Below are 21,694 nucleotides of genomic sequence, written 5' to 3'. Positions count from 1 at the left end.
TTAAATATTTTTCTGACAATAATAAGTAAGTAATAATTCATATGGATGCTGCTATTTCTATAACATTTTCTGCATTATCTTCATCAAAAACATAATAGAAACTGCCATTAATTATTCTATCTTCCATTAAAAATTTATTAATATCTAAATTAAATTTCTCAAGGTGATAATTTAAATAATCTATAGTAATTATTTTATCTTTAATTGCTAATTTTATTTTCTTTTCTGTAATTTTATCAATGTTTCTTTCTATAAAATTGGGAAGATATTTTTTCTTGTTAAATTTTAAAAAGTCATATTTTATTATATCTGTTAAAATTTCATTACTTTCATTTATAACCTCAACATTAAATTCTAAGAAAACTTTGTAATATTCTATGGAAGATAAACTTCTGCTAAAGTATCCTTTCTCACTAAAGAATAATCCTAAATTTAAGTAAAATTCAAATGGCTTTTCAAATTTAGGAAGAAAATACTTTAAAATACTCTTAAACTTACCAGAATTATAATACTTATCAACCATTTCTTCCACTTTTTTTAATAAGGTCAATTCCTTGTAACTTATATCCTTCGTCCTAATTACCTCATATGGTTCATAGGGTGAAGAAACTATACCCCATATACTAGCCTCTTCTTTCATAGGTGACCCTTTTAATAATTTAAGAAAACCAAGTTGAATCTCATCTGGCTTAATATTATAGAGCTCATTAAAAGATTTTTTAAAGGATTCAAAGTTTTCTCCCGGAAGTCCTGCAATTAAATCTAAGTGTTGTTTTATATTTCCAAAGCTGTTTAATATATTTACTTGTCTCTTTATATCTTCGAAGGATACGAAGCGATTAATATTTTTTAAAATCTCATTATTAGTTGTTTGAACTCCTATTTCAAATTGAAACCTTCCTTTAGGAGCACTTTTTAGAAGTTCTAACTGTTCATCCCTTAAGATATCAGCAGAGATTTCGAAGTGAAAGGTTGTTTTAGTATCTAAGGATATTAAATAGCTCCATACCTCCATTGCAAATTTGCTGCTGCAATTAAAGGTTCTATCTACGAATTTGATGAGTTTAACCTTTTTATTTATTAAGATATTTAAATCTTTTTTTACCCTTTCAATGTCTAAAAACCTGACTCCATGGATTGTAGATGAAAGACAGTACTTGCAATTAAAGGGGCAGCCTCTGGCTCCTTCATAATATATTATTTTATTATTTAAGTCTTCATCCTTTTCATAAGGAAAGGCAAGTTTATTAATGTCAATTAAAGGCCGTTTGCCGCCATATTTAATTATGCTGCCCTCCTTGTAATATACACCTTTTATATTATAAGGTTCTAAACCTTTTATTAAAGCTAAAACAAATTCCCTAAAAGTTTCTTCTCCTTCCCCTTCAATAATATAATCCACAGGATGGTTATGAAAAAAATCACCACTATTAAAGGATACCTCTGGACCCCCATATAATATTTTAATATCATTATTAATTAGTTTTATTAAAACTGCTATTTGTTTTACAAAACTTATATTCCATATATAACAAGAAAAAGCCACTATACTTGGCTTCTCATGTATAATGCTTTCAACAACTTTCTCAGCTCTGTCATTTATAGAATACTCCAAAATGTTACATTCGTAATTAATATCACTTGTGAAAGCTTTTAGATATCTTATTGCTAAATTGCTGTGTATAAACTTTGAATTTATTCCCACTAGTAGTAGTTTCATTAATTGAACATCCTTTCTTCTTTGCCTTAATATAGTATATATTATCCGAGCACTTAAAATCAATTACCTCAAAGTAATCCTCTAGAAGTTTTAAAGTTCCATTTTTTGAAGCATCCTTAAGCAAATTTAGTTCCCTAATATTAATTGTCTTAACCTTTTCTTCAGGAAGCATTATTTTTATACTGCACTTAGAAATCTTTAAGTATGGTTTATCTATATCCCAAATATAGATTATACCTGTATCCTTTAAAAATTTATGAATTTCCTTAATGAATTCTCTTTTACTTTTTTTTAGCCAAATATTCCTTAATGAAAAAAGCATAATGCAGCTGTCATAGCTATTTTCCTGAATCTCTTTTTTATCATCTCTACTTGTTAAATATTCTAAAGAGGCCTCCTCATTATAATGCTTGAAAATACTATAGATAATACCTTGATTTTTATAGCCTATATCTAAAACATCACCTGTTAAAACTTCTCTTTCCATATTTATAATTATCTTATTGTTAAAATTGTGAATTGAAAATAATGCCATTTGCTCCACCCCTTTATTAATTACTAATACACTAATTCTACAGAAAAAAAATAATTCCTCCATATATTGGAAGAATTATTTATTATTATCTTTCTATGGTGTTATAGTAGTCAATTAAAAAGCCTGCTGTTGTGTTTTGGGCTTCCTTTATTACCGCAGCAGCTATTTTTCCATACCTTTCTTCTCTGTTATGAATATTTGTATATTTAAGAAAGGCATTATTTGCAAATAAGGCATTGTTTTTTATATATTCATCTACTGACTTATATCGAACAATCCCTTTATCTATCAAGAATGAATAATCCGAATAAAATCTTTTAATAATCCACATTTCGAATTGTCTATGACTATTCAGAAGCTTATTATTCACGTGTTGAGGAACAGTCATATCCTGCAAAAGATGACAGCAGGCCCCAAGAAGAAAAATTGCTCTCTCAATGTCCTTTAATTTATAGCAGTTTATGGACTTATTATAGTACTTCTTGAATTCTGTAAGCGCATCTGAAAACCCATATAATCCTTTACCTTTACTAAAATGATAAAAATGATTTGAGCTCTTAAAGTCTTGATCTGCCCAGGTAACGCCTTCATTTAGAGACTTAATATATTTCTTAAAAAATTCATGTTCCTCAATATAGTTTTCATTTTTTAATATCTCAACAGCTTGAATGTTTATGAATTTATGTATAGTACAATTTGTTTTTAGTACCTTTTTCTTAATGGGATTAACTGCAAACATCATCCCTCTTAATGCCTTCCCATAGGTATTTTCGAATCTTTCTTTCATTTAAGAACCTGCCTCTCTTTTGTTATAGAGCTATATTGTCTATTGTCTATCAGCACTGCTATTATATTTCCATACAATTATTGTTATTGAAAACAATAAAATAAATAATAAATAATACATAATGTTCTTATTTAAATTAAATATATTACTATTTGTATTAATATGCAAGCTATATAAAATACCTTCTTTATTATCCAGCAAAAGTAATGATTTATCATAAATCCGAATTGCTGATAAGTCTGTACTTGGATTTAGTTTAGCAATTTCTTTTAAAACATTTCCTTTTGTTAGTGTATATAGAATATTGTCCTTGCTATCATAAAAATACATACAATCCTTTTCTCCCACTTGAGCTTTATTATCAATTGTAAGTATACTTAAAGCGGAAAGTGACTTGTGCTGATATATGGGTGCCGGCGGGTTTGAGGAGGGATGATTATCTAGTAAAAATTCTATCTTGTTTTTATTTTCACTTTTAAATCTTGGGGAGGTTACAGGATCCCCTCCACTATAATCTGGCCAGCCATACCAAACTCCTTTTTTGATTTCATATATATAATCTGCGTCACCTGATAATGGTCTTAGTCCTCTATTTTCAATTCCTCCTACAGAAGCTATAAGTTTTCCTTCACTGTTAAAATCAATTCCTTTAATATTTCTAATACCCCAGGCAAAGTTTTCTGTAGTACCGGATTTTAAGCTATAGGTGATTATTGTACCATTCCCTGGAAAATGTCCTGGGATTAATTGTCCTTTCAGATTCTTCGTTTTATAGGGTACGAAGGCGCCAGTTTTCTCATTTCCAAAGGCTGTTCCTTTAAGTGAAATATTTCTAGGTGATAGGTCAAAGAAAAATGGATATTCTTTAGTCCACTTATTATCCGGTCCAACCACTCCAGAGTTAGTAGCAGCTCCTATAGTAATATATAGATCATCCCCTACTATTCTAATAAGACTTTCATTATAATCACCATAATTAGGTAAATCATTTATAATTACCTTTTGCTCCTTTTTCTTTAAATCAAAGGTAATGATTTTATTATTGCTGGCAAAATATAAATTATCCTTATAAAACTCTAAAGAATTAATATTTAGGTTCTTGTCCACTAAAACATCATAGCTTTTACCGTTTACATCTATAAATTGTATTTTGTTCTTATAAGCTATATAAGAATTTCCTATTTCATCTTGAGTAAAATCCTTTGCATTTAATAAGCCTTTGTATTTTATTTCATAACTTAGCTTGTTATCTTTTAAGTCTATGTATTGGTTATTATAAAATCCTTTAAAAAATATAAATATAATTATGAGGCTGCATACTGCAGCAGTTAATATTACATACTTTTTCATACTTCCTCCATTCCTAAATTACATTCTTTTAATATATATATATTTTATTTTCTAAAGGTATATGTTAATAGCAGCTATTTTTTTGTATATTCCTACTGTTTACTGATACTGTACATAAAATAATAACCAAAAATATGACATGAATCTTTTATAATATATAATTTTTGCAATTTTTTATAGCAATTTTATAAAAATATCTTTGCAAAATTAAAATTAATCTGATAATATTATTTTGATGGTTATTAAAAGTATTGTTTTATTAGGAGGAATATACAATGAAAGATCCAAGAATAAGCACCTTAGCAAAGAATCTAATTAACTATTCCTGTGAACTTAAGAAGGGTGAAAAGGTTTTAATCGAAGCAATTGGTCTTGAAAGACCTCTTGTTTTGGAGTTAGTTAAAGAAGCATATTTAGCTGGTGCTATACCTTTTGTAACAATAAAGGACAAAGAAGTTGATAGAGCTTTACTTATGAACTGCAGCAAGGAACAGCTTGATATGATGGCAAAATATGAAGCCTTAAGAATGTCCGATATGGATGCTTACATAGGTCTTAGAGCAGGAAACAATATAACTGAAACTGCAGATGTACCTGCTGAAAATATGTCAATGAACATGAAGTATCTTTGGAATCCTGTGCACGGTGCAATTAGAGTTCCTAAAACAAAATGGGTTGTTTTAAGATATCCAAACTATGCAATGGCTCAATCTGCCGGAAGCAGCACAGAGGCATTTGAAGATTTTTATTTTAATGTTTGTAACTTAGATTACAGCAAAATGTCAAAGTCAATGGATGCACTTGTTACAATTATGGAGAAAACAGATAAGGTAAGATTAACTGGACCAAATACTGATTTGAGTTTTTCTATTAAAGATATACCTGCAATAAAATGCGATGGGAAGCTTAATATTCCAGATGGTGAAGTATACACTGCCCCTGTAAAAGAATCTGTTAATGGCGTTATTTCCTATAATACTCCTGCAGTTTATAATGGATTTACATATGAGAATATAAGATTAGAATTTAAGAATGGAAAAATAGTAAAGGCAACTGCAAATGATACAGAAAGAATAACTAAAATATTCGACACTGATGAAGGTGCTAGATATGTTGGTGAATTTGCAATTGGAGTAAATCCATATATTTTAAAACCAATGAAGGATACCTTATTTGATGAAAAAATAGCAGGATCTATTCATTTTACACCTGGTGCTTCCTATGATGATGCCTTTAACGGCAATAAATCCTCAGTACATTGGGATCTTGTATTTATCCAAAGGCCAGAATATGGCGGAGGCGAAATCTACTTTGATGATGTCCTAATAAGAAAAGATGGTCTATTCGTAATAGATGAGCTTAAGGGACTTAATCCAGAAAACTTAAAATAATAGAATATAATTTATTATCCTCACATAATTATAAATGTTATGAATTATGTGGGGTTTTTTTATGAAAAAAGACAACTTTTTTAAAGAGTCTTTACTGTTGACTATCTCCAACCTATCTACAGGCGTTTTAGGTTTTATATTTTCGATTCTCCTTTCTAAGGAATTAGGTCCTGAAGGCATGGGGCTTTACGGTTTAGTTATGCCTATATATAATCTCTTTATTTGTCTTATCTGTGGTGGAATGGTAACTGCAATTTCCAAGGTAGCAGCTATATACTATGGTAAAAATGATTATAGAAACTTGCATAGAACTATTAAAACTACAATTGTTTTTGACTTTATTATAGGAATAACGATTGCCTCCTTATTCTATTTTCTAACACCTTTTATAAGTAAAAACATAATAAAAGACGTAAGAACCTTAAATTCACTAAAAATCATAGCACCTGCCTTAATATTTGTAGCATTGTCTTCAATATTAAAAGGTTTCTTTTATGGAATATCTAAGGTAAAGATACCTGCATTTATAGACATATTAGAAAAGGGCGTAAGAATAGCTGTAATAGTAACACTTATAAATATGTTAAAAACTCCAAGTATTAATAATACTGTAACGGTAGCATATATATCTCTATGTATTGGAGAATTCGTTAGTTTGCTGCTCCTTAGTGTTTTTTATGAAGCAGATAAAAAAAGAATACCTTATTTAAAAACTATAAGGGAAGGCAGACCTCAGCTTTTATTTAACGTACTTGTTATTTCACTGCCCCTTTGCTTAAATGGATTTTTGTCTACTGTGCTTTCTACAATTTCAACATTAATTGTTCCTAGAAGGCTAATTAGTGCAGGACTTCAATATAATACCGCCTTATCTTTAATAGGAAAGTTTTCAGGCATGGCAATGACCATTATCTTTTTCCCACTGCTTGTAGTTAACTCAATAGCGACTATCTTAGTTCCAGATCTTTCTAAGGCTTTAGATAGAAAGGATTATTATGCACTAGAAAGTAGAATTGTAGAGGTTCTAAAGATTGCTTTTTTGCTTGGAATGAGCACCTTTGTAATTGGAATAAGTATTCCGGATTCCTTGGGAAAGTTATTCTTTAACCGATCAGATTTAGGCCCATATATTAAATTTGCAGCTTGCTCAGCACCTATTGCCTTTACTTCCTCAACAACTTTCGGAATACTTAATGGACTAGGTAAACAAGGAATACTTCTTAGGAACTCACTTATAGTTTCAATTTTGGAAGTAGTTTTACTGTACATATTTACAGGTATAAGTTTTATTAACATATTTGGCTATGGAATCACCTTAATTATTACCTCCATAATTTTACTCATTATTAATACATATGAAATAAGAAAATATTGTAATATAAGCTTTAAAACTAGTGAACTTATTATATATCTACTTATAACCTTACTAATTTATTTTGTGGTAAACATAATTAATAATATAATTTCAAATGACTTTTTAATATTAAAAAATATTACAATAATAATATTTAGTTTCCTTGCCTTTTTCTTATCAATTTCTATAATAAATGAGGAAAGTCCATTATAGACTTTCCTCTATCTTATTCTTTTTATAAGGGTCTTTGGTATAAATTTTCTGAATCTAAGAGGTATCATTTCAATTTCCCTTTTTGTTATTCCGCCAACAAGGATTAAGGCATAAAGATAACTAAAAACTCCTGCTATCATAGCAGCAAAAGTAGATATCAATTGTGTAAAATATCCCTTATACACAAAACCAATTACATATTCAACATCAAATTGCACTATATATGCAATTATCCCCATAAAGGCTGCAGCTATTATAGGTCTTACTGATAGCTTTAATAAGCTATATTTTATTTTTAAACTTTTCTTAATAAGGTAATTATTTAATAACAATGGAATTAAAAATGCTGCCATACTTCCGAAAACTGCTCCAACTATATTAATATTAGGTTTTGCAATAAGTATGTAATTTAAAACAATTTTCGCAGCTATACCAGTAGCAATATATAAAGTAGAAATATATAACTTACCAATACTTTGAAGTATGGTAGCCTGAATTTGGACAATTGCCATAAATATTAACACTGCGGAGCCATACTTCATTAATACTGCTCCTGAACTATATCTTGCAAATAAAGTGTTAAATATAGGTTGACTTAAAACTGCAAGTCCCACTGCTGAAGGGATTGCAATTATTAAACAGGTCTTAAATGCATAGTCTATGCTTCTCTTTATTGATGCTCTGTCATTTACTGCGGCTGCCCCTGAAACAACAGGCAAAATTGTTGAGCAAAGGGCTGAAACTATTGTAATAGGTACATTTATAAGTGTTTGATATTTACCAAGATACCCAATTTTTGTATCTCCTTCAGTATCATTAAAGCCTGCTGTTAATAGTCTCCTCTTAGTATATGTAGTATCTATAAATCCACCGGCATTTTGCATACCCCAGCTTAAGGTTAATGGAATAGAACAATTTATGAGTTTACTAAAAAGCGCTTTATTTGAATATCTAATAATTTCTTCAGAGTTGTACCCCTTTGATATCTTATAACTCTTATTTTTTTTATAATAATATAACAGGTATATTACTGAGACCAAGGCTCCAATGGTTGTACCTACAGTTGCACCTGCACAGGCAGCCCCTACTCCATGACTTCTTAGTAACGCTGCGAATATGATTGAGAACACCAAATTCATTACCTGCTCAAGGACCTGAGATACTGCTGTCGCTTTCATATCTCCTCTGCCTTGAAAATATCCTCTATAGGAGGATGCAACAGAGGTAAGTAAAACAGCAGGTGCCAAAGCTGAAATTGCAAGATATGCATTTGGAATCTTTATTGCTAAAGAATATGGTCTTGCCAATATTAGCATTAATATTGACATTACAACCCCTATTACAAATAACAAAGCTCTAGCTAACTTAAAAACTTTTACTGCGTCCTTGTAGTTTTTTAAAGCAGTAAGCTCCGATACAGTTTTTGAAATTGCCGAGGATAATCCTGTATTTGTAATTACATAAATAAAAGCAAAGATGGTGTAGGTAGTTGTGTAAATTCCATAGCCATCCTCACCAACGTAATGCTGCAGTAATGGAACATATATTAGTGATAAAAGCTTTACTATCATTCCAGCGGCAGATAGGATAGCAAAGCCTTTAGTAGTAGACTGAGTCTTCATAATCCTCTCCTTAAAGTATTAAAAAGTTTCTAAAATTTAAAAACGTCATTTTTAATCTTCTTAAATATAGGAGGAAGGCTTTCTCCTATTGTTTTGTTCTCCATATATGAGAGCTTCTCAGGACAATCCTTAAAAATCAGCTTATAGGCGTAGAGAAATTGATAATTAAGTCCATATTTATTCACAAAGAAGCTGTTCAATTTTTTCTCACCATACTTGGTATCTCCTACAATGGGATTGCCTAAAAATGCAAGGTGAGCTCGCAGCTGATGACTCCTTCCTGTGATTAAATCCATTTCAATAAAAGAAAAGGTCCCGCAGCTCTGAAGAGTTTTTACTTCCATAGCTATTCTCTTTGTATCTGGTTTACTTTCTTTGTAAATCTTTGATATGTTCTCATCTTCATTTTTAGATATATATGCCTCATAGCTTTTATCTGCGATTCTATCTTTAACTAAGGCAACATAATATTTCTTAATTTTTCTTTCTCTAATCATTTCATTTAAAAGCTTTAAACTTTCAAAATTTTTACCAAAAATAACTATACCAGAGGTATTTCTATCCAATCTGTTACAGGGAGCAGGAGTAAAGGTAACTTCCTTTTCAGGTGTATAATCCCCCTTGTCAAAAAGATAAGATAGTACATAATCAGTTAGAGTTGGTTCACCGCTTTGGCTATCTGAATGAACTAATACTCCAGGCCACTTCTCTATTATTAACATATTCTCATCTTCATAGGTAATTTTTAAATGATTATTTTCTATACGCTGAAATTTATCCTTTTTATATTCAGAAACAATCTCTTTGGTTTCTACAATATCCCCTTCTGAAAGGAAAAGCTTTTCTTTAGCCTTTTTGCCATTTACCTTAATATCTCCCTTTCTAATTCTCTTATATATAGCACTTAATGGTACGTCCTTTAGCCATTTTCTTATAAACTTATCCAATCTTTGTCCTGCTTCATTTGAGCCTATTTCTATCCTCATTTCTTCACTCCTAGTAAAAAGTTGTATTATCTAAAATAACAACTAATTATATATCATTAGTAATGCAAGGTGCAACCTATTTTATAGAGTTTTTAAATATTCATAGGCCGCTTTGCATTGAATAGCAACCCCAATTGGCAGGGCATCTTCATCTATATCAAAAAAACAGCCATGTGCTGGATGGATAATTCCCTTATCTTCGTTCCTAACTCCTAAGAAATAAAAAGCAGAGGGAACTTCCATAGAAAAATATGCAAAGCTTTCAACACCCATGCTTGGATTTTCTAAATTTATAATATTTTTACCGCCTATTATTTCCTCAGCACTATTTTTTATAACCTTTAAAATATCATCATTATTATAAAGGCAGGGGTAGCTTTCTTCTATCTTTATTTCTACCTTTCCTCTTAGAGTACTAGCAATGCCTTCACAAATTTCAATAAGTCTTTTCTTTACATACTCTCTGTGCTCACTTTTCATAGTCCTTATAATACCTGAAATAGTCACCTCTTCTGGTATTATATTTTGCGCAGTTCCTCCATGGATGCTGCCAACAGTGATAACCGCTGGGTCAGTGGGAGGTATTTCTCTGCTGACTACTGTTTGAAGGGCTAAAATAATATTGCTTGCTATAACAATAGGGTCAACAGTATCCTCAGGATGTGCCCCATGACCACCTTTACCTGTTATTTTAACAGTAAATGGATTAGAAGCAGCATTAACAACTCCTTTTTTTAGACCAATTTTACCAACTTTTATTCCCTCATGTACGTGAAGACCAATAACACAATCTACCTTTGGATTTTCAAGTACTCCTTCTTTAATCATAAACCTTGCTCCGCCAACTGTTTCCTCTGCAGGCTCAAAAAATAACTTCACGTTACCTTTTAATTCATCTTTAATACTATTTAGAATTTTAGCAGCTCCCATTAAAATTGTTGTATGGGCATCATGACCACAGCCATGCATTTTTCCTTCTGCTTTTGAAGAATAGCTTTTACCTTTTTTATCTTGAAGTGGAAGCGCATCCATGTCACCTCTTAAGGCTATAGTCTTTTCACCATGCCCTTTTATAACAGCACAGATTCCAGTACCTGCAACCTCAGTAAATTCAATTCCTTCATCTAATAAGAAAGCTTTAATCTTCCTTGAGGTTTCATATTCTTCAAATCCAAGCTCAGGATGAGTATGAAAATACCTTCTTAGATCTATAAGTTCACCTTTCAATTCTTCTGCTTTCTTTAAAAAATCCAACAAATTTTTTACCTCCATATTTATTACTCCCAATAGATTTTAATAATATCATCCTTTGATAGCACATCATAATAACCTGCTTTCTTTTCGTTAAGCATTAGCACTAAATTCCCTTTAGACCTTGTAAGATCAAAGTCTATAAAGTCAAATACATCTATAAATATATATTTTCCCTTGTTTCTTAAAATTACTTTTTCATTATTTACATATACTTCAATTTGATTAGTAATTTTAGTATCATCAGATACAGCTGTGAGCTTAATAGAAGCCATATTATTTTCTGTTACAGCTTCAATTTCTATAGTATTTATGTTATTTTCTGTTCTATTATCTGTTTCCTTAACTTTATATATTCTATCCCCTTCATTAATAATGTAGCTGTCCTTTAGTTCAACATCATTAATAAAATATCTTCCACTATCCTTATCTATGTATTGTTTATAATCACCAATTGTACGCGCTGTAATAACCTTAACCTCATCGCCATCTTTTATAATATCATTTAGGGTTACTCTATCATTTTGGATAAAAACAATTGGATCAATAACTGTAATAATATCATTTTCATAAAAGCTTATTGAATTAAGATCTTTAATTAGCTCGTAAACTTTCGGTGCAGCATCCATCCCATTTTTGGCGTAAATAATTTCTATTTTGTCTCCTTCTTTAACTTCAGAATCTATATTGCCTAGTTTTTCATTTATGATAATTTCTGCATTAACTGCTAAACTTCCAAAAGCTACTCTTTTTATATCATTGTAAATATATTTTATATTCTTTCCATTTTTCCCAATTAAAATTTTAGGATTAATTCCTGCTTGCATCATTACATCTGCAATGGTGTGCTTATGAGAATTAAAGAGACTTACTACTGTACCATTTAAGGTAACATCAATGAAATCATGTCCAAGCTTCATAATTGAAACAAGTGCAATTCCTAAAACTGTAACTCCTGTACTTCCTAATTCTTCATTACAAGATACACAGTCTATTACTGCATCCCTGCCTTTAATACCAATTCTTTGCTTTGGTAAATTCAGTTTTTCTGATAGTGAGTCCTTAAGAAACGGAGTATGTGCCCCTCCTCCAACTAAAAAGACAGCATTAGGGGCTTTACCGCCATTTAACTCAATTATTTTAGAGCTAATTTCACTGCTAATCTTTTCTACTATAGGCTTGATTATTTTATTAATTTCCTCAGTACTTATTTCATTTTGAAGCCCCAGAACATCAGTAAAATTTATAATTTCTTTTTCGGTTAATTCCTTTTTTATAACCTCTGCTGAATTAAAATCAACTAATAAGCTTTGTGCAATAGCTTCAGTTACTTCATCACCGGCTAAGGATACCATTCCATAAGCACTGATAGTATCCTTGCTGCTTATGGCAATATCGGAGGTGCCTGCACCAATATCCACCAAAGCTAGATTAAGCAGCCTTAAGCTTTTAGGAATAGCAGCCTCCATAGCTGCAATAGGTTCTAAGGTTAGATTAATTACATTTAAATTTACCTTTTCCATAACTGCATATAGGCTTTCTACTACGGATCTAGGCAGAAAAGTTGCTATTACTTCTACAGCTGCTTTATCGCCCTTATGTGATAGCAAGTTACTTATAATATAGTCATTTAAGAAATAATTCTTTACACTGTAACCTACGCAATATAGCTTACCTTCTGTACTCTTATTTATTTCATTCTCAGCAATTTTAACTGCTGTTAATTCCAGACTTCTTACATAATCTTTATCTATTTCCCTGTCATCATCAAGAGTAAGTTCAGTCCTAGCAGTACTTGTTCTTAGAAACCTTCCTGCAGCAGCTATTGATACATCCTTAAGATTGAAATTAAGCTCTTTTTCCAGCTTAGCTTTTACCGAATTTACACCGGCAGCTACTAAGCTTATGTCGTGAATTTGTCCGTCCTGCATAGCTCTTTCTTCGTGCTCTAAATAGCTTTCAGCTAAGCAGTAAAATTTCTTTTCTCTTACTATACCCACCGTTCCTATAATTGATCTAGTTCCTATATCTAATGCGAAAATTACATCCTTTGGGTTTACTTTTAATGAGTTCATAGCTTGTACCTCTTTATGCATATGATTTAAAAGCTCCCATTCTAGGAATAGGAGCTTATTCTTTAATAAAATTATATACTATGGCCTAACAATATTCAATAAATTTAGGCATCTGTTTTGCAGCTAGTATTTTCGTGTTTTCACCTTCCAAAAGTGTGACATAATGATTATATTATATGAGAATATATATTCATATCCAAGGACAATATTTCTACCTTTTTATATATTTACTTTTGTATCACAATCTAATTTTATTGAATAACATATTATTGTAGGTAAATTTTATGGAGGGTTATTAATGTATTATAGTTCTGAAGACCAAAACAACACTGGAGAGTTAAATATTCAAACAGAACAAGATCGTTGGAAAACAGAGCATCATGACCATCATCACAAAACAGGCCATCATCACATGGGGTATGCTATGCCTTATATGATGGCACCAATGTCCTATTGTCCTTCTATGGAAACATGCCCAATGAAGAGCAGTTGTCCAATGATAGATGAATCTAATATGATGCCTCAAATGGATCCTGATGACCCAGATCCTCGTTTTGGACGTCGTCGTTTTCACCATTTCCATCACCATGTTCATCATCACTTTTTTCACCATCGTATGTATTAAGGCAATAGAAGCAATTTAGATAGCATTATTTGTTACCCCCACAAAATTATGTAAATAAAAGCACTATCAAACTTAAAAATTGATAGTGCTTTTACAATCAGATTTATTACTTCCTTCGTAATTCATAATTATATTATCGTTAAAATCTGGTAATCTTTACTTTTGTTCCAGTTATTTCTTATATTAGTGAATCACTAAATTATACTTGGTTATATTAATAAATTTCCATTTTCCTTTGAGTAAAAAAAGAAAGTAGTACAATAATCTTTTATGATTCACTTGCAGTCAGCTCAACTTTTTTAGTATTCCATTATTATGAAGTATATTGATATCAAACTTTCTAGATATGCTGTTTTCAAAGGCTATTTCTATTACATTATCCTTTAGAGCAATTACCTTGCCCTTTCCAAAGCTTTGATGTACAACTATATCTCCATTAACATAAATTTCACTCAACGACTCAATTGTACTTATACCAATTTCTTCAATGAATCTTGAGCATTTCTTACTGTTTCCTCTAATATTTCTAGGAATACAAAAATAAATATTATCAATTGCCCTAGTTATACCTACATAGAAGAGTCTTCTTTCCTCTTCTATACCCTCCTCAATGCTGTTTTTATGTGGAAGCAAATCTTCAACGCAGTTCATAATGAAGACATTTTTAAATTCCATGCCCTTAACACCATGAATTGTACTTAAGATCACTGCATTTTCCTCCCCAAAACTACTTTTAGCTTTCTTTAGTTCTTCCTTTACTTCTTCAACATGAGATAAAAAAGCTATTATAGTATTATAAGGTTTAACAGACTCCTTAAATTCTTCTATTATATCTAATAAATCTGAGAGTTTTAATTTAAACTTCTTGCAATAAAGTTCTAAATGCTCTTCGTAACCCAGATCATTAATTATAAATTGAACTGCCCCTTCTAGTGTCATCTTATTTAAGTGAGCTATACTTTTATAAAGTTTATCTAAGTTTTTCATTTGAAAAACAGGAGTTGTTTCCATGTTCTTAACAGCCTCAAAGCAATTGTACTTTACATTGCTTTCTTTAAGTTTTTCTAAGCTTATTTTACTAACATACCTAAAGGGCTTATTTATTACTCTTATGAAGCTATACGCGTCATCAGGGAATATACTCAGTTTTAAATAGGCTATTATATCCTTACAAATAAAATGTTCAAAAAAATTATATTCCTTATCTAATAACTTAAAAGGGAGCTTTTTTCTAAGTAGGGCATCTACAATACTTCTACTTTCAATATTAGTTCTATATAACACTGCATGGTCTTTATAGCTATATCCTTCTCTTAAATTTAAGGTTATTATTTCATTTGCTATAAAATCCCCTTCCGAATTTTCATCATAAAAATTATTACTTTCAGTTTTCTTTTTCTTATTTTTGCTTGGAAACATATTTTTTGTATTCCTATTTATATTATTTTTAATTAATGTATTTGATATATCAATTATATTTTCTGTGCTTCTATAATTTGTGGAAAGGAAAAGACTTTTACCCTTCTCAAATAAGCTGTTAAAGTTCACCATAAATTCAGGCCTTGACCCTCTAAAGCTGTAAATGCATTGGTCCTCATCACCTACAGCAAAAATTGAATTTGTTTCATTTAACATTGTAAGGATTTGCATCTGCATTTCATCACAGTCTTGAAACTCATCCACTAATAAGTGATGAAAGCTTCTTCTATAGGTATTAAGTATTTTAGGTGATTTTATTAAAAGTTTTTTAAAGTTTAATTGAAGATCATCAAAGTCTAGAAGGTTGTGGGTGTTTTTATAGTCTTCATAAGCATCAAAGCATTTTATGAAAATTGATTTATCAATATTTGGTTCAAATTCTTCTAATTGAATACTGCTTACTTTAAAAATCGAAATATAGTTTTTTATTTCATTTACCTTTTCTTCGCTTACTTCATCAGTATACCTAGTTAGAGTTTTTGATATAATTTTAAAGGTTTCATTACCTTCTATAATTTTAATTTGCCCTTCATTCCTTATTAGGAGCTTATAAAAAAGGCCATGAAAGGTACCAAAAAAAGGAGCTTTCCTGCCGCAGCTTAGGTTTTCAAATCTCTTTTTCATATTTTCAGCGGCTGCTTTAGTAAAGGTAATTACAATAATGTTATTAGGATTTACAGCTTTCTCACTTAAAGTATCATTAAGCTTCCTTATATCTTCTTCCCTTAATTCCTCTTTACCATTCTCTAAGTATAATTTCATTACTTCTATGACTTCGTAACTTAGATTCCTTGGCACACAATTACTATTATAGATTAGTCCATATTTAACTAAATATAATACTTTATTAATTAATACCGTAGTTTTACCACTGCCTGGACATGCTGATACCATTACATTTCTATCATTGCTTAGTACTGCAGCTCTCTGCTCCTTATCTAAGTAACCAAAGTCTTTTTCTATTATTTTATCTCTTAAAAAGTAAAATTCCCTTAAAATATTTTCTTTTAGCATGTCATACCTCTAAAATTCTAAATTATTATAAATAATTATTGACATAAAATATTATATCATGCAAAAAATAAGCATATTTCAAATTGTTAAAAAACTATTGTAATAATTTTAATAGAATATTAAAATTAAAATGTCGCAGTTTATTAAATTAATTACAGGAGAGTTGTATTATGGAATATACGAAGAATTTCGATATACTAAATGAAAGAAATCTAACAATGCTAGTAGATTTCTATGAACTAACTATGGCAAATGGCTACCTAGACAATAATGTTGGTGATACCATCGCCTATTTTGATATGTTCTTTAGAAGAGTACCTGATAATGGTGGTTACTGCATTATGGCAGGTGTTCAGCAGCTAATAGAATATATGACAAATTTAAAATTTACTATTTCGGATATAGAATATTTAAGAAACAAGGGGAATTTCTCCGATAAATTTTTAGATTATCTTAAGAAGTTTAAATTTACCTGTGATGTTTGGGCTGTTCCTGAAGGAAATCCAGTATTTCCAAATGAGCCTCTAGTTACAGTAAAAGGTCCTATTATACAGGCTCAATTTGTTGAAACTATGATATTGTTAACTGTTAATCACCAAACTCTTATTGCTACCAAAGCAAATAGAATCTGCAGGGCAGCTAAAGGAAAGCCAGTAATGGAATTTGGCTCAAGAAGAGCTCAAGGTTATGATGGTGCTATATATGGTGCTCGTGCTTCAATAATTGGAGGATGTGCTTCCTCAGCATGTACAATAGCGGAAGAAATGTTTGGACTCCCTGCTGCAGGTACTATGGCACACAGCTGGGTTCAGCTTTTCCCTAATGAATTTGAAGCTTTTGCAGCATGGGCAAAGACTTATCCAGAAAATTGTACTCTACTTATTGATACCTACAATGTATTAAAATCAGGACTTCCAAATGCTATTAAAGTTTTTGATGAAGTTTTAAAACCTAGAGGCTTAAGACCAAAGGGAATCAGAATTGACAGCGGAGATATAACCTATTTAACAAAGAAATGCAGGGAAACTCTAGATAATGCTGGTTATACTGATTGCAGTATAGTAATTTCCAATTCATTAGATGAATTTATTATTAGAGATGTTTTAAGTCAAGGTGCTAAAATTGATTCCTTTGGTGTTGGTGAAAGACTTATTACAGCAAAATCAGAGCCAGTATTTGGCGGGGTTTATAAATTAGTTGCTATTGAAAATGATAATGAAATAATTCCAAAAATTAAAATAAGTGAAAACGAAGAGAAAATTACAAATCCAGGTTTTAAAAAGGTTTATAGAATCTTTGACAAAAATTCAGACCTTGCAATTGCCGACTTAATTACAATAAATAATGAAATTATGGATGAAAAAAAGCCCTTAGAAATTTTTAATCCAATATATACATGGAAAAGGAAAAAGATTAAAAATTATTATATTAAAGAGCTGCAGATAAAAATAATTGAAAAGGGTGAAAGTGTTTATAATAGTCCAACCGTAATGGAAATGAAGGAGTTTGCTAAACAGGAAACAGAAAAGCTTTGGCCTGAAGTATTAAGATTTGAGAATCCACATTCCTATTATGTAGATTTGTCAACAAAGCTATGGAAGCTTAAACAAAGTCTGTTACATGAATATTCAGATGTTTATGAGGAATAATATGGATAATAAAGTTAAAATAAAAATATCTGAAAGTGCTTATGAAAAACTATTAATATTGTTAAAAAATGAAACTGACTATTCCTTTATACGTTTTTCTTATGTAGATGGATGCTGCAAAAGTCCAAAAGTTGAAATCACCTTAGATAATAATAATTCATGGGACATAATTGATAATATTGAAAATTTACCAATAGTTTATGATGTGAAAGTTTTTGAAAGAATCAGCGAAATAACTCTAGTTTTTAGGAAGAATACCTTTATGCTGAAAACCACCTTAAAGGATAGCAATAAAAATGCTTGTTCAGATTGTAATAGAAGCTGCAGTAAAAATTGTTGTAAAACTATTTAAATTTGTTCATAGATAAATATGAATAATTGTATTTAAAATTAAAAGCTGGGTTAAGTCAATTTTAAAATGTACTTTACCCAGCTTTACTATGCAAAATTAAATTTTAGGGAACCAAATGCCGATTTCCCGTTTTGCACTCTGAGCACTATCAGATGCATGCACTAGATTTCTAGTCTTTTCTATGGAAAACTTACCCCTAATACTTCCCAAATCAGATTTAAGTGGATCTTTATCACCATTTATCTTCCTCACAATTTCTATTGCATTTTCTCCTTCAACTACTAAGGCACAGAGCTTGTTTTCAGTAATATACTTAATCAGCTCTTCAAAATAAGGTTTACCCACATGCTCCTCATAATGCCTTTTAGCTGTATCAGTATCAGCAAGAATAAGTTCTAAAGCTATAATATTAAGTCCTTTTCTTTCATAGCAACTTATAATCTTACCTAATAGTTTTCTTTCCACTCCATCTGGTTTAACTAATATAAGTGTTCTTTCCATAATTGTCTCCTAATTAACTTCATTTAAAATAAATACAATATTGTTTATTTTAAACATATTTTATAAAAATATACTGTTATATTTCAAATAAATTTAACCAATAAACTCTTTATTTATAAAAGTGATTAATATCATCAAAATCAGAATCGTCTTCACTAGCATTGTCCTCTGAAAAAAAATCAAACTTTAGAAGATCCTTAATTTTTCCTAATCTGTTTCCAGTCAAATTTTTAAAAGGGCATGCTCCCTCATTATCTTCATAGTTATAAAAGGCACAGTCACAAAAGCATTCTACATCATTATCAGTTGTAGATAAAAACGAACATGGTGTCATAGTTACAACCTCCCCAAAAAATAGCCTTGATACCATTATAAAGTAAAATTTGTAAAAAATGAAGTGTAAATTCTGACTTTTTGAAATTTTATATGAATTAGCAATTATTTTTAATTATTATTCTAATTCTGGTAATACTATAAAATGATAATAATAGGACTACAGGTGACTAAACCATTGACAATAATTGAGTGTAATATAAGGAATACAGGAGACAGAAGGATTAATAATCCTTCTGCGCAGAATAAGGAATACAGGAGGGTACATTATGAATATGACGAGCATTTCTCTTTCTTATTTTTTTCTAGTTTTATCAGCTATTTGTCTTATCTTTTTTATTTACTTTAAGATTATTTTTATTAATACCTCTGAGTACAATAATCATAGAAATAAGATAGTTGGCTCTATGAAAAATCCAAAAGCTTGGAGAAGAAATAATAACACGATGTCCTATATATTCTTGCTTTGGACTATAATTTCCTTCTCTGCTTTCGCCTACATAAAATATTTTTTGGGATCAAGACTTATTTCAACTATGTATATTATAGCTTTTTTAGCAATTATGGTTGTATCAATTGCGATTTTCGGATTAAAAAGGAAGGCTAATCACTAGCTTCCTTTTTAATTATTTCGGCAAACTTTTTAACTATCATTGCAGTAAATCCCCATATAACATTACCTTCATATTTATAAAAAAACTGAGTCAATTTCCCTCTGCTAAATTTATAATTTTTGCCTCCTTTAACTAAATGATATGGAAAATCATCCTTTAAGCTTGGGGCAACTTCCATATCATAGGAAAGTGGTTCGTTTTCTAAAAAAAATTTAATAGGAACTTTTATAATGTGATCCACTTCATCTTTACTAGGATAAATATTATTAGCTTTAGTTTTTGCAACAAAAGGATACATAATGCTTCCATATGGACTTATAAAATAATCCATTTCACCTATTAAATCTATATCCTCACTTTTTAAATTAAGCTCTTCCATAGTTTCTCTTATAGCAGTTTCTTTTGGAAACTCATTTTTCTCAATTTTACCCCCTGGGAAACAAATATCACCTGGTTGATGCCTTAAATTATGTGCTCTTTCTTCAAAAATTAAATAGGTTTCTCCATCCTCTTCATTTAATAGCAACATAACTGCACTTCTTTTATATTCTCCAATAATAGAGGGTTTTCTATTTATAAATATCTTCTCAATTTCCTCTAGCATGTATTGTAATCAACCCCTTTGATGGTCAAAGGCTCCTTTCTTATAAAAAATTAAGCGGCACTCAAATTATGCCGCTTTTATTATACTATAAATTATATTTTGTTAAAATATCACTAATAAATTCACCATTTTCATAGAATAATTCACCATCTGCGAAAATTTTACCACCACCTCTCATATCACATAACATATCCCAATGAACTGTTGATCTGTTTAGACCTCCAGCTTCAGGCATTGAATCACCAATGGCCATATGAATTGTACCACCAATTTTTTCATCAAAAAGCATATTTCTTGTGAATTTCTTTATACCATAATTGGTACCTATTGCTACTTCACCAAAGAAGGAGGAACCTTCATCAGTAGCTAATAATGCTAGTAGTAAGTCTTCACCTTTTTGGGCAGCTGCTTTTATTACTTTTCCATTTTGAATTTCTAATTTGATACCTTCTATTTCCTTACCAGAATAAATACCTGGAAAACTAAAGGTTATACAGCCATTAATTGAATCTTCAACAGGAGATGTAAATATTTCACCATCAGGGAAATTTACTCTTCCATCACAATTTATCCATTTTCTACCATCAACCTTTACTCTTATATCGGTACCTTCAGATAATATATGTAATTCCTTTTTAGTATCTAAATATTTAACCCATCTTTCCTGCTGAGCACTAATTTTCTTCCACTCTGCCACAGGATCCTCGGTGTCTAGTAATCCAGCACCATAAACAAAATCTTCATAATCGCTAAAGCTCATGGCTGCTTCCTGTGCATCTGAGTAAGTTGGATATTGAGTTCCGCACCATCTTAAGCTGCCATTTCCCATCTTTTCAGAATAGACTTTTCTCCAGCTAGAAGCACCTTTTAATGAACACTGAAGTTTTTTTGAATCAATATTTGAATTTACTTTTGTATTTCTCCCACCCCAAGCTGAAAGCCAAACGTCTGCATTTTCCAGCATTGTTTTCATGAGTATATGATCCTCTAAAAGTTGTTCCTCGCTGCTGTACTTTAGCTTCATTTCAGCTATATCCTGCGAACTAAGATAAGTTTCTACATGTGCCCCTGCTTTAATGGCTTCTTTTACTACTTCCACCATCCATGGAGCGGCAACTTCGTCACTAGAAACAAAAACAAAATCACCCTTTTTTATTTCAGTAGAATAATTAACTAAAAGCTTGGCAAGTTTATTTAATCTTATATCACCCATAAAATTCTCCTTTAATTAATTTAATA

The 21,694-nt window shown here is 30.5% G+C and carries 19 protein-coding genes; 6 read left to right on the top strand and 13 right to left on the bottom strand.

The genetic code is table 11. The features are described 5' to 3' along the window. Positions 1 to 37 precede the first annotated feature (37 nt). The 4 genes from ACJDUG_RS12710 to ACJDUG_RS12695 all read right to left on the bottom strand — a co-directional run bounded on the left by ACJDUG_RS12710 (position 38) and on the right by ACJDUG_RS12695 (position 4,392). Complete coding sequence (locus tag ACJDUG_RS12710; RefSeq protein ID WP_406770255.1) at positions 38 to 1,720, bottom strand: B12-binding domain-containing radical SAM protein; 1,683 nt, start codon at positions 1,718 to 1,720, stop codon at positions 38 to 40. Next, positions 1,638 to 2,255 (bottom strand): class I SAM-dependent methyltransferase, encoded by a 618-nt coding sequence (locus ACJDUG_RS12705; protein WP_406770254.1) that lies wholly within the window; start codon positions 2,253 to 2,255, stop codon positions 1,638 to 1,640. The genes ACJDUG_RS12710 and ACJDUG_RS12705 overlap by 83 nt, the downstream gene beginning before the upstream one ends. 85 nt (positions 2,256 to 2,340) lie before the next feature. Then, a complete protein-coding gene (locus ACJDUG_RS12700) occupies positions 2,341 to 3,042 on the bottom strand; it encodes a zinc dependent phospholipase C family protein (RefSeq protein ID WP_406770253.1) in 702 nt (233 codons plus the stop codon). A 39-nt stretch (positions 3,043 to 3,081) separates the two neighbouring features. Continuing rightward, complete coding sequence (locus tag ACJDUG_RS12695) at positions 3,082 to 4,392, bottom strand: PQQ-dependent sugar dehydrogenase family protein (RefSeq protein WP_406770252.1); 1,311 nt, start codon at positions 4,390 to 4,392, stop codon at positions 3,082 to 3,084. A gap of 275 nt (positions 4,393 to 4,667) precedes the next feature. Between ACJDUG_RS12695 and ACJDUG_RS12690 the strand changes: the two genes are divergently transcribed. Both ACJDUG_RS12690 and spoVB read left to right on the top strand, forming a co-directional pair. After that, positions 4,668 to 5,783, top strand: coding sequence for an aminopeptidase (locus ACJDUG_RS12690; RefSeq protein WP_406770251.1), 1,116 nt, complete (start codon positions 4,668 to 4,670; stop codon positions 5,781 to 5,783). 61 nt (positions 5,784 to 5,844) lie between these two features. After that, positions 5,845 to 7,350, top strand: coding sequence for a stage V sporulation protein B (gene spoVB, locus ACJDUG_RS12685; RefSeq protein ID WP_406770250.1), 1,506 nt, complete (start codon positions 5,845 to 5,847; stop codon positions 7,348 to 7,350). Positions 7,351 to 7,358: 8 nt separating this feature from the next. On the opposite strand, the gene ACJDUG_RS12680 is transcribed toward spoVB, so the two are convergent. The 4 genes from ACJDUG_RS12680 to ACJDUG_RS12665 all read right to left on the bottom strand — a co-directional run bounded on the left by ACJDUG_RS12680 (position 7,359) and on the right by ACJDUG_RS12665 (position 13,284). Next, complete coding sequence (locus ACJDUG_RS12680) at positions 7,359 to 8,972, bottom strand: putative polysaccharide biosynthesis protein (protein ID WP_406770249.1); 1,614 nt, start codon at positions 8,970 to 8,972, stop codon at positions 7,359 to 7,361. A gap of 29 nt (positions 8,973 to 9,001) precedes the next feature. After that, positions 9,002 to 9,958 carry an RluA family pseudouridine synthase gene (locus ACJDUG_RS12675; protein ID WP_406770248.1) on the bottom strand — a complete coding sequence of 319 codons (957 nt, stop codon included), beginning with the start codon at positions 9,956 to 9,958 and terminating at the stop codon, positions 9,002 to 9,004. A gap of 81 nt (positions 9,959 to 10,039) precedes the next feature. Further along, on the bottom strand, positions 10,040 to 11,230 hold the full coding sequence (locus ACJDUG_RS12670; protein ID WP_406770247.1) for a M20 metallopeptidase family protein: 1,191 nt from the start codon (positions 11,228 to 11,230) through the stop codon (positions 10,040 to 10,042). Positions 11,231 to 11,235: 5 nt separating this feature from the next. Next, complete coding sequence (locus ACJDUG_RS12665; RefSeq protein ID WP_406770246.1) at positions 11,236 to 13,284, bottom strand: cell division FtsA domain-containing protein; 2,049 nt, start codon at positions 13,282 to 13,284, stop codon at positions 11,236 to 11,238. A gap of 298 nt (positions 13,285 to 13,582) precedes the next feature. Between ACJDUG_RS12665 and ACJDUG_RS12660 the strand changes: the two genes are divergently transcribed. Then, complete coding sequence (locus ACJDUG_RS12660) at positions 13,583 to 13,909, top strand: hypothetical protein (RefSeq protein WP_406770245.1); 327 nt, start codon at positions 13,583 to 13,585, stop codon at positions 13,907 to 13,909. A gap of 285 nt (positions 13,910 to 14,194) precedes the next feature. Here the strand turns inward: ACJDUG_RS12660 and ACJDUG_RS12655 are convergent, their stop codons facing one another. Continuing rightward, positions 14,195 to 16,402 carry an ATP-dependent helicase gene (locus tag ACJDUG_RS12655; protein ID WP_406770244.1) on the bottom strand — a complete coding sequence of 736 codons (2,208 nt, stop codon included), beginning with the start codon at positions 16,400 to 16,402 and terminating at the stop codon, positions 14,195 to 14,197. A 170-nt stretch (positions 16,403 to 16,572) separates the two neighbouring features. Between ACJDUG_RS12655 and ACJDUG_RS12650 the strand changes: the two genes are divergently transcribed. Then, positions 16,573 to 18,051 carry a nicotinate phosphoribosyltransferase gene (locus ACJDUG_RS12650; protein WP_406770243.1) on the top strand — a complete coding sequence of 493 codons (1,479 nt, stop codon included), beginning with the start codon at positions 16,573 to 16,575 and terminating at the stop codon, positions 18,049 to 18,051. A 1-nt stretch (position 18,052) separates the two neighbouring features. Continuing rightward, positions 18,053 to 18,403 carry a hypothetical protein gene (locus tag ACJDUG_RS12645; RefSeq protein ID WP_406770242.1) on the top strand — a complete coding sequence of 117 codons (351 nt, stop codon included), beginning with the start codon at positions 18,053 to 18,055 and terminating at the stop codon, positions 18,401 to 18,403. Positions 18,404 to 18,499: 96 nt separating this feature from the next. Here ACJDUG_RS12645 and ndk read toward each other — a convergent pair whose 3' ends face one another. Beyond that, entirely contained in the window at positions 18,500 to 18,904 is a 405-nt protein-coding gene (gene ndk, locus ACJDUG_RS12640; protein WP_406770241.1) for a nucleoside-diphosphate kinase, read from the bottom strand. A 109-nt stretch (positions 18,905 to 19,013) separates the two neighbouring features. Beyond that, positions 19,014 to 19,238 carry a hypothetical protein gene (locus tag ACJDUG_RS12635; RefSeq protein WP_406770240.1) on the bottom strand — a complete coding sequence of 75 codons (225 nt, stop codon included), beginning with the start codon at positions 19,236 to 19,238 and terminating at the stop codon, positions 19,014 to 19,016. Between the two features lie 268 nt (positions 19,239 to 19,506). Between ACJDUG_RS12635 and ACJDUG_RS12630 the strand changes: the two genes are divergently transcribed. Then, positions 19,507 to 19,851: a hypothetical protein gene (locus ACJDUG_RS12630; RefSeq protein WP_406770239.1), complete on the top strand. Its 345-nt coding sequence runs from the start codon at positions 19,507 to 19,509 to the stop codon at positions 19,849 to 19,851. Here ACJDUG_RS12630 and ACJDUG_RS12625 read toward each other — a convergent pair. Beyond that, complete coding sequence (locus ACJDUG_RS12625; RefSeq protein WP_406770238.1) at positions 19,841 to 20,455, bottom strand: NUDIX hydrolase; 615 nt, start codon at positions 20,453 to 20,455, stop codon at positions 19,841 to 19,843. The two genes, ACJDUG_RS12630 and ACJDUG_RS12625, sit on opposite strands and share 11 nt — an antisense overlap. An 85-nt stretch (positions 20,456 to 20,540) precedes the next feature. Continuing rightward, on the bottom strand, positions 20,541 to 21,668 hold the full coding sequence (locus ACJDUG_RS12620; protein ID WP_406770237.1) for an aminopeptidase: 1,128 nt from the start codon (positions 21,666 to 21,668) through the stop codon (positions 20,541 to 20,543). Positions 21,669 to 21,694: the final 26 nt, after the last annotated feature.

The organism is Candidatus Clostridium stratigraminis (assembly GCF_045310675.1).
Lineage (GTDB): Bacteria > Bacillota > Clostridia > Clostridiales > Clostridiaceae > Clostridium_AT > Clostridium_AT stratigraminis.
Note: the sequence above shows the minus strand (reverse complement) of the source record. Positions and strands in the feature narration are given on the sequence as shown.

Excerpts from the sequence above, each read along its gene's own strand:
- ACJDUG_RS12650 (WP_406770243.1), top strand. The coding sequence starts at position 16,573 with ATGGAATATACGAAGAATTTCGATATACTAAATGAAAGAAATCTAACA.
- ACJDUG_RS12690 (WP_406770251.1), top strand. The coding sequence starts at position 4,668 with ATGAAAGATCCAAGAATAAGCACCTTAGCAAAGAATCTAATTAACTAT.
- ACJDUG_RS12680 (WP_406770249.1), bottom strand. The coding sequence starts at position 8,972 with ATGAAGACTCAGTCTACTACTAAAGGCTTTGCTATCCTATCTGCCGCT.
- ACJDUG_RS12660 (WP_406770245.1), top strand. The coding sequence starts at position 13,583 with ATGTATTATAGTTCTGAAGACCAAAACAACACTGGAGAGTTAAATATT.
- ACJDUG_RS12710 (WP_406770255.1), bottom strand. The coding sequence starts at position 1,720 with ATGAAACTACTACTAGTGGGAATAAATTCAAAGTTTATACACAGCAAT.
- ACJDUG_RS12655 (WP_406770244.1), bottom strand. The coding sequence starts at position 16,402 with ATGCTAAAAGAAAATATTTTAAGGGAATTTTACTTTTTAAGAGATAAA.
- ACJDUG_RS12695 (WP_406770252.1), bottom strand. The coding sequence starts at position 4,392 with ATGAAAAAGTATGTAATATTAACTGCTGCAGTATGCAGCCTCATAATT.
- ACJDUG_RS12705 (WP_406770254.1), bottom strand. The coding sequence starts at position 2,255 with ATGGCATTATTTTCAATTCACAATTTTAACAATAAGATAATTATAAAT.
- spoVB (WP_406770250.1), top strand. The coding sequence starts at position 5,845 with ATGAAAAAAGACAACTTTTTTAAAGAGTCTTTACTGTTGACTATCTCC.
- ACJDUG_RS12645 (WP_406770242.1), top strand. The coding sequence starts at position 18,053 with ATGGATAATAAAGTTAAAATAAAAATATCTGAAAGTGCTTATGAAAAA.
- ACJDUG_RS12630 (WP_406770239.1), top strand. The coding sequence starts at position 19,507 with ATGAATATGACGAGCATTTCTCTTTCTTATTTTTTTCTAGTTTTATCA.
- ACJDUG_RS12665 (WP_406770246.1), bottom strand. The coding sequence starts at position 13,284 with ATGAACTCATTAAAAGTAAACCCAAAGGATGTAATTTTCGCATTAGAT.
- ACJDUG_RS12675 (WP_406770248.1), bottom strand. The coding sequence starts at position 9,958 with ATGAGGATAGAAATAGGCTCAAATGAAGCAGGACAAAGATTGGATAAG.
- ACJDUG_RS12670 (WP_406770247.1), bottom strand. The coding sequence starts at position 11,230 with ATGGAGGTAAAAAATTTGTTGGATTTTTTAAAGAAAGCAGAAGAATTG.
- ACJDUG_RS12700 (WP_406770253.1), bottom strand. The coding sequence starts at position 3,042 with ATGAAAGAAAGATTCGAAAATACCTATGGGAAGGCATTAAGAGGGATG.
- ACJDUG_RS12625 (WP_406770238.1), bottom strand. The coding sequence starts at position 20,455 with ATGCTAGAGGAAATTGAGAAGATATTTATAAATAGAAAACCCTCTATT.
- ACJDUG_RS12635 (WP_406770240.1), bottom strand. The coding sequence starts at position 19,238 with ATGACACCATGTTCGTTTTTATCTACAACTGATAATGATGTAGAATGC.
- ACJDUG_RS12620 (WP_406770237.1), bottom strand. The coding sequence starts at position 21,668 with ATGGGTGATATAAGATTAAATAAACTTGCCAAGCTTTTAGTTAATTAT.
- ndk (WP_406770241.1), bottom strand. The coding sequence starts at position 18,904 with ATGGAAAGAACACTTATATTAGTTAAACCAGATGGAGTGGAAAGAAAA.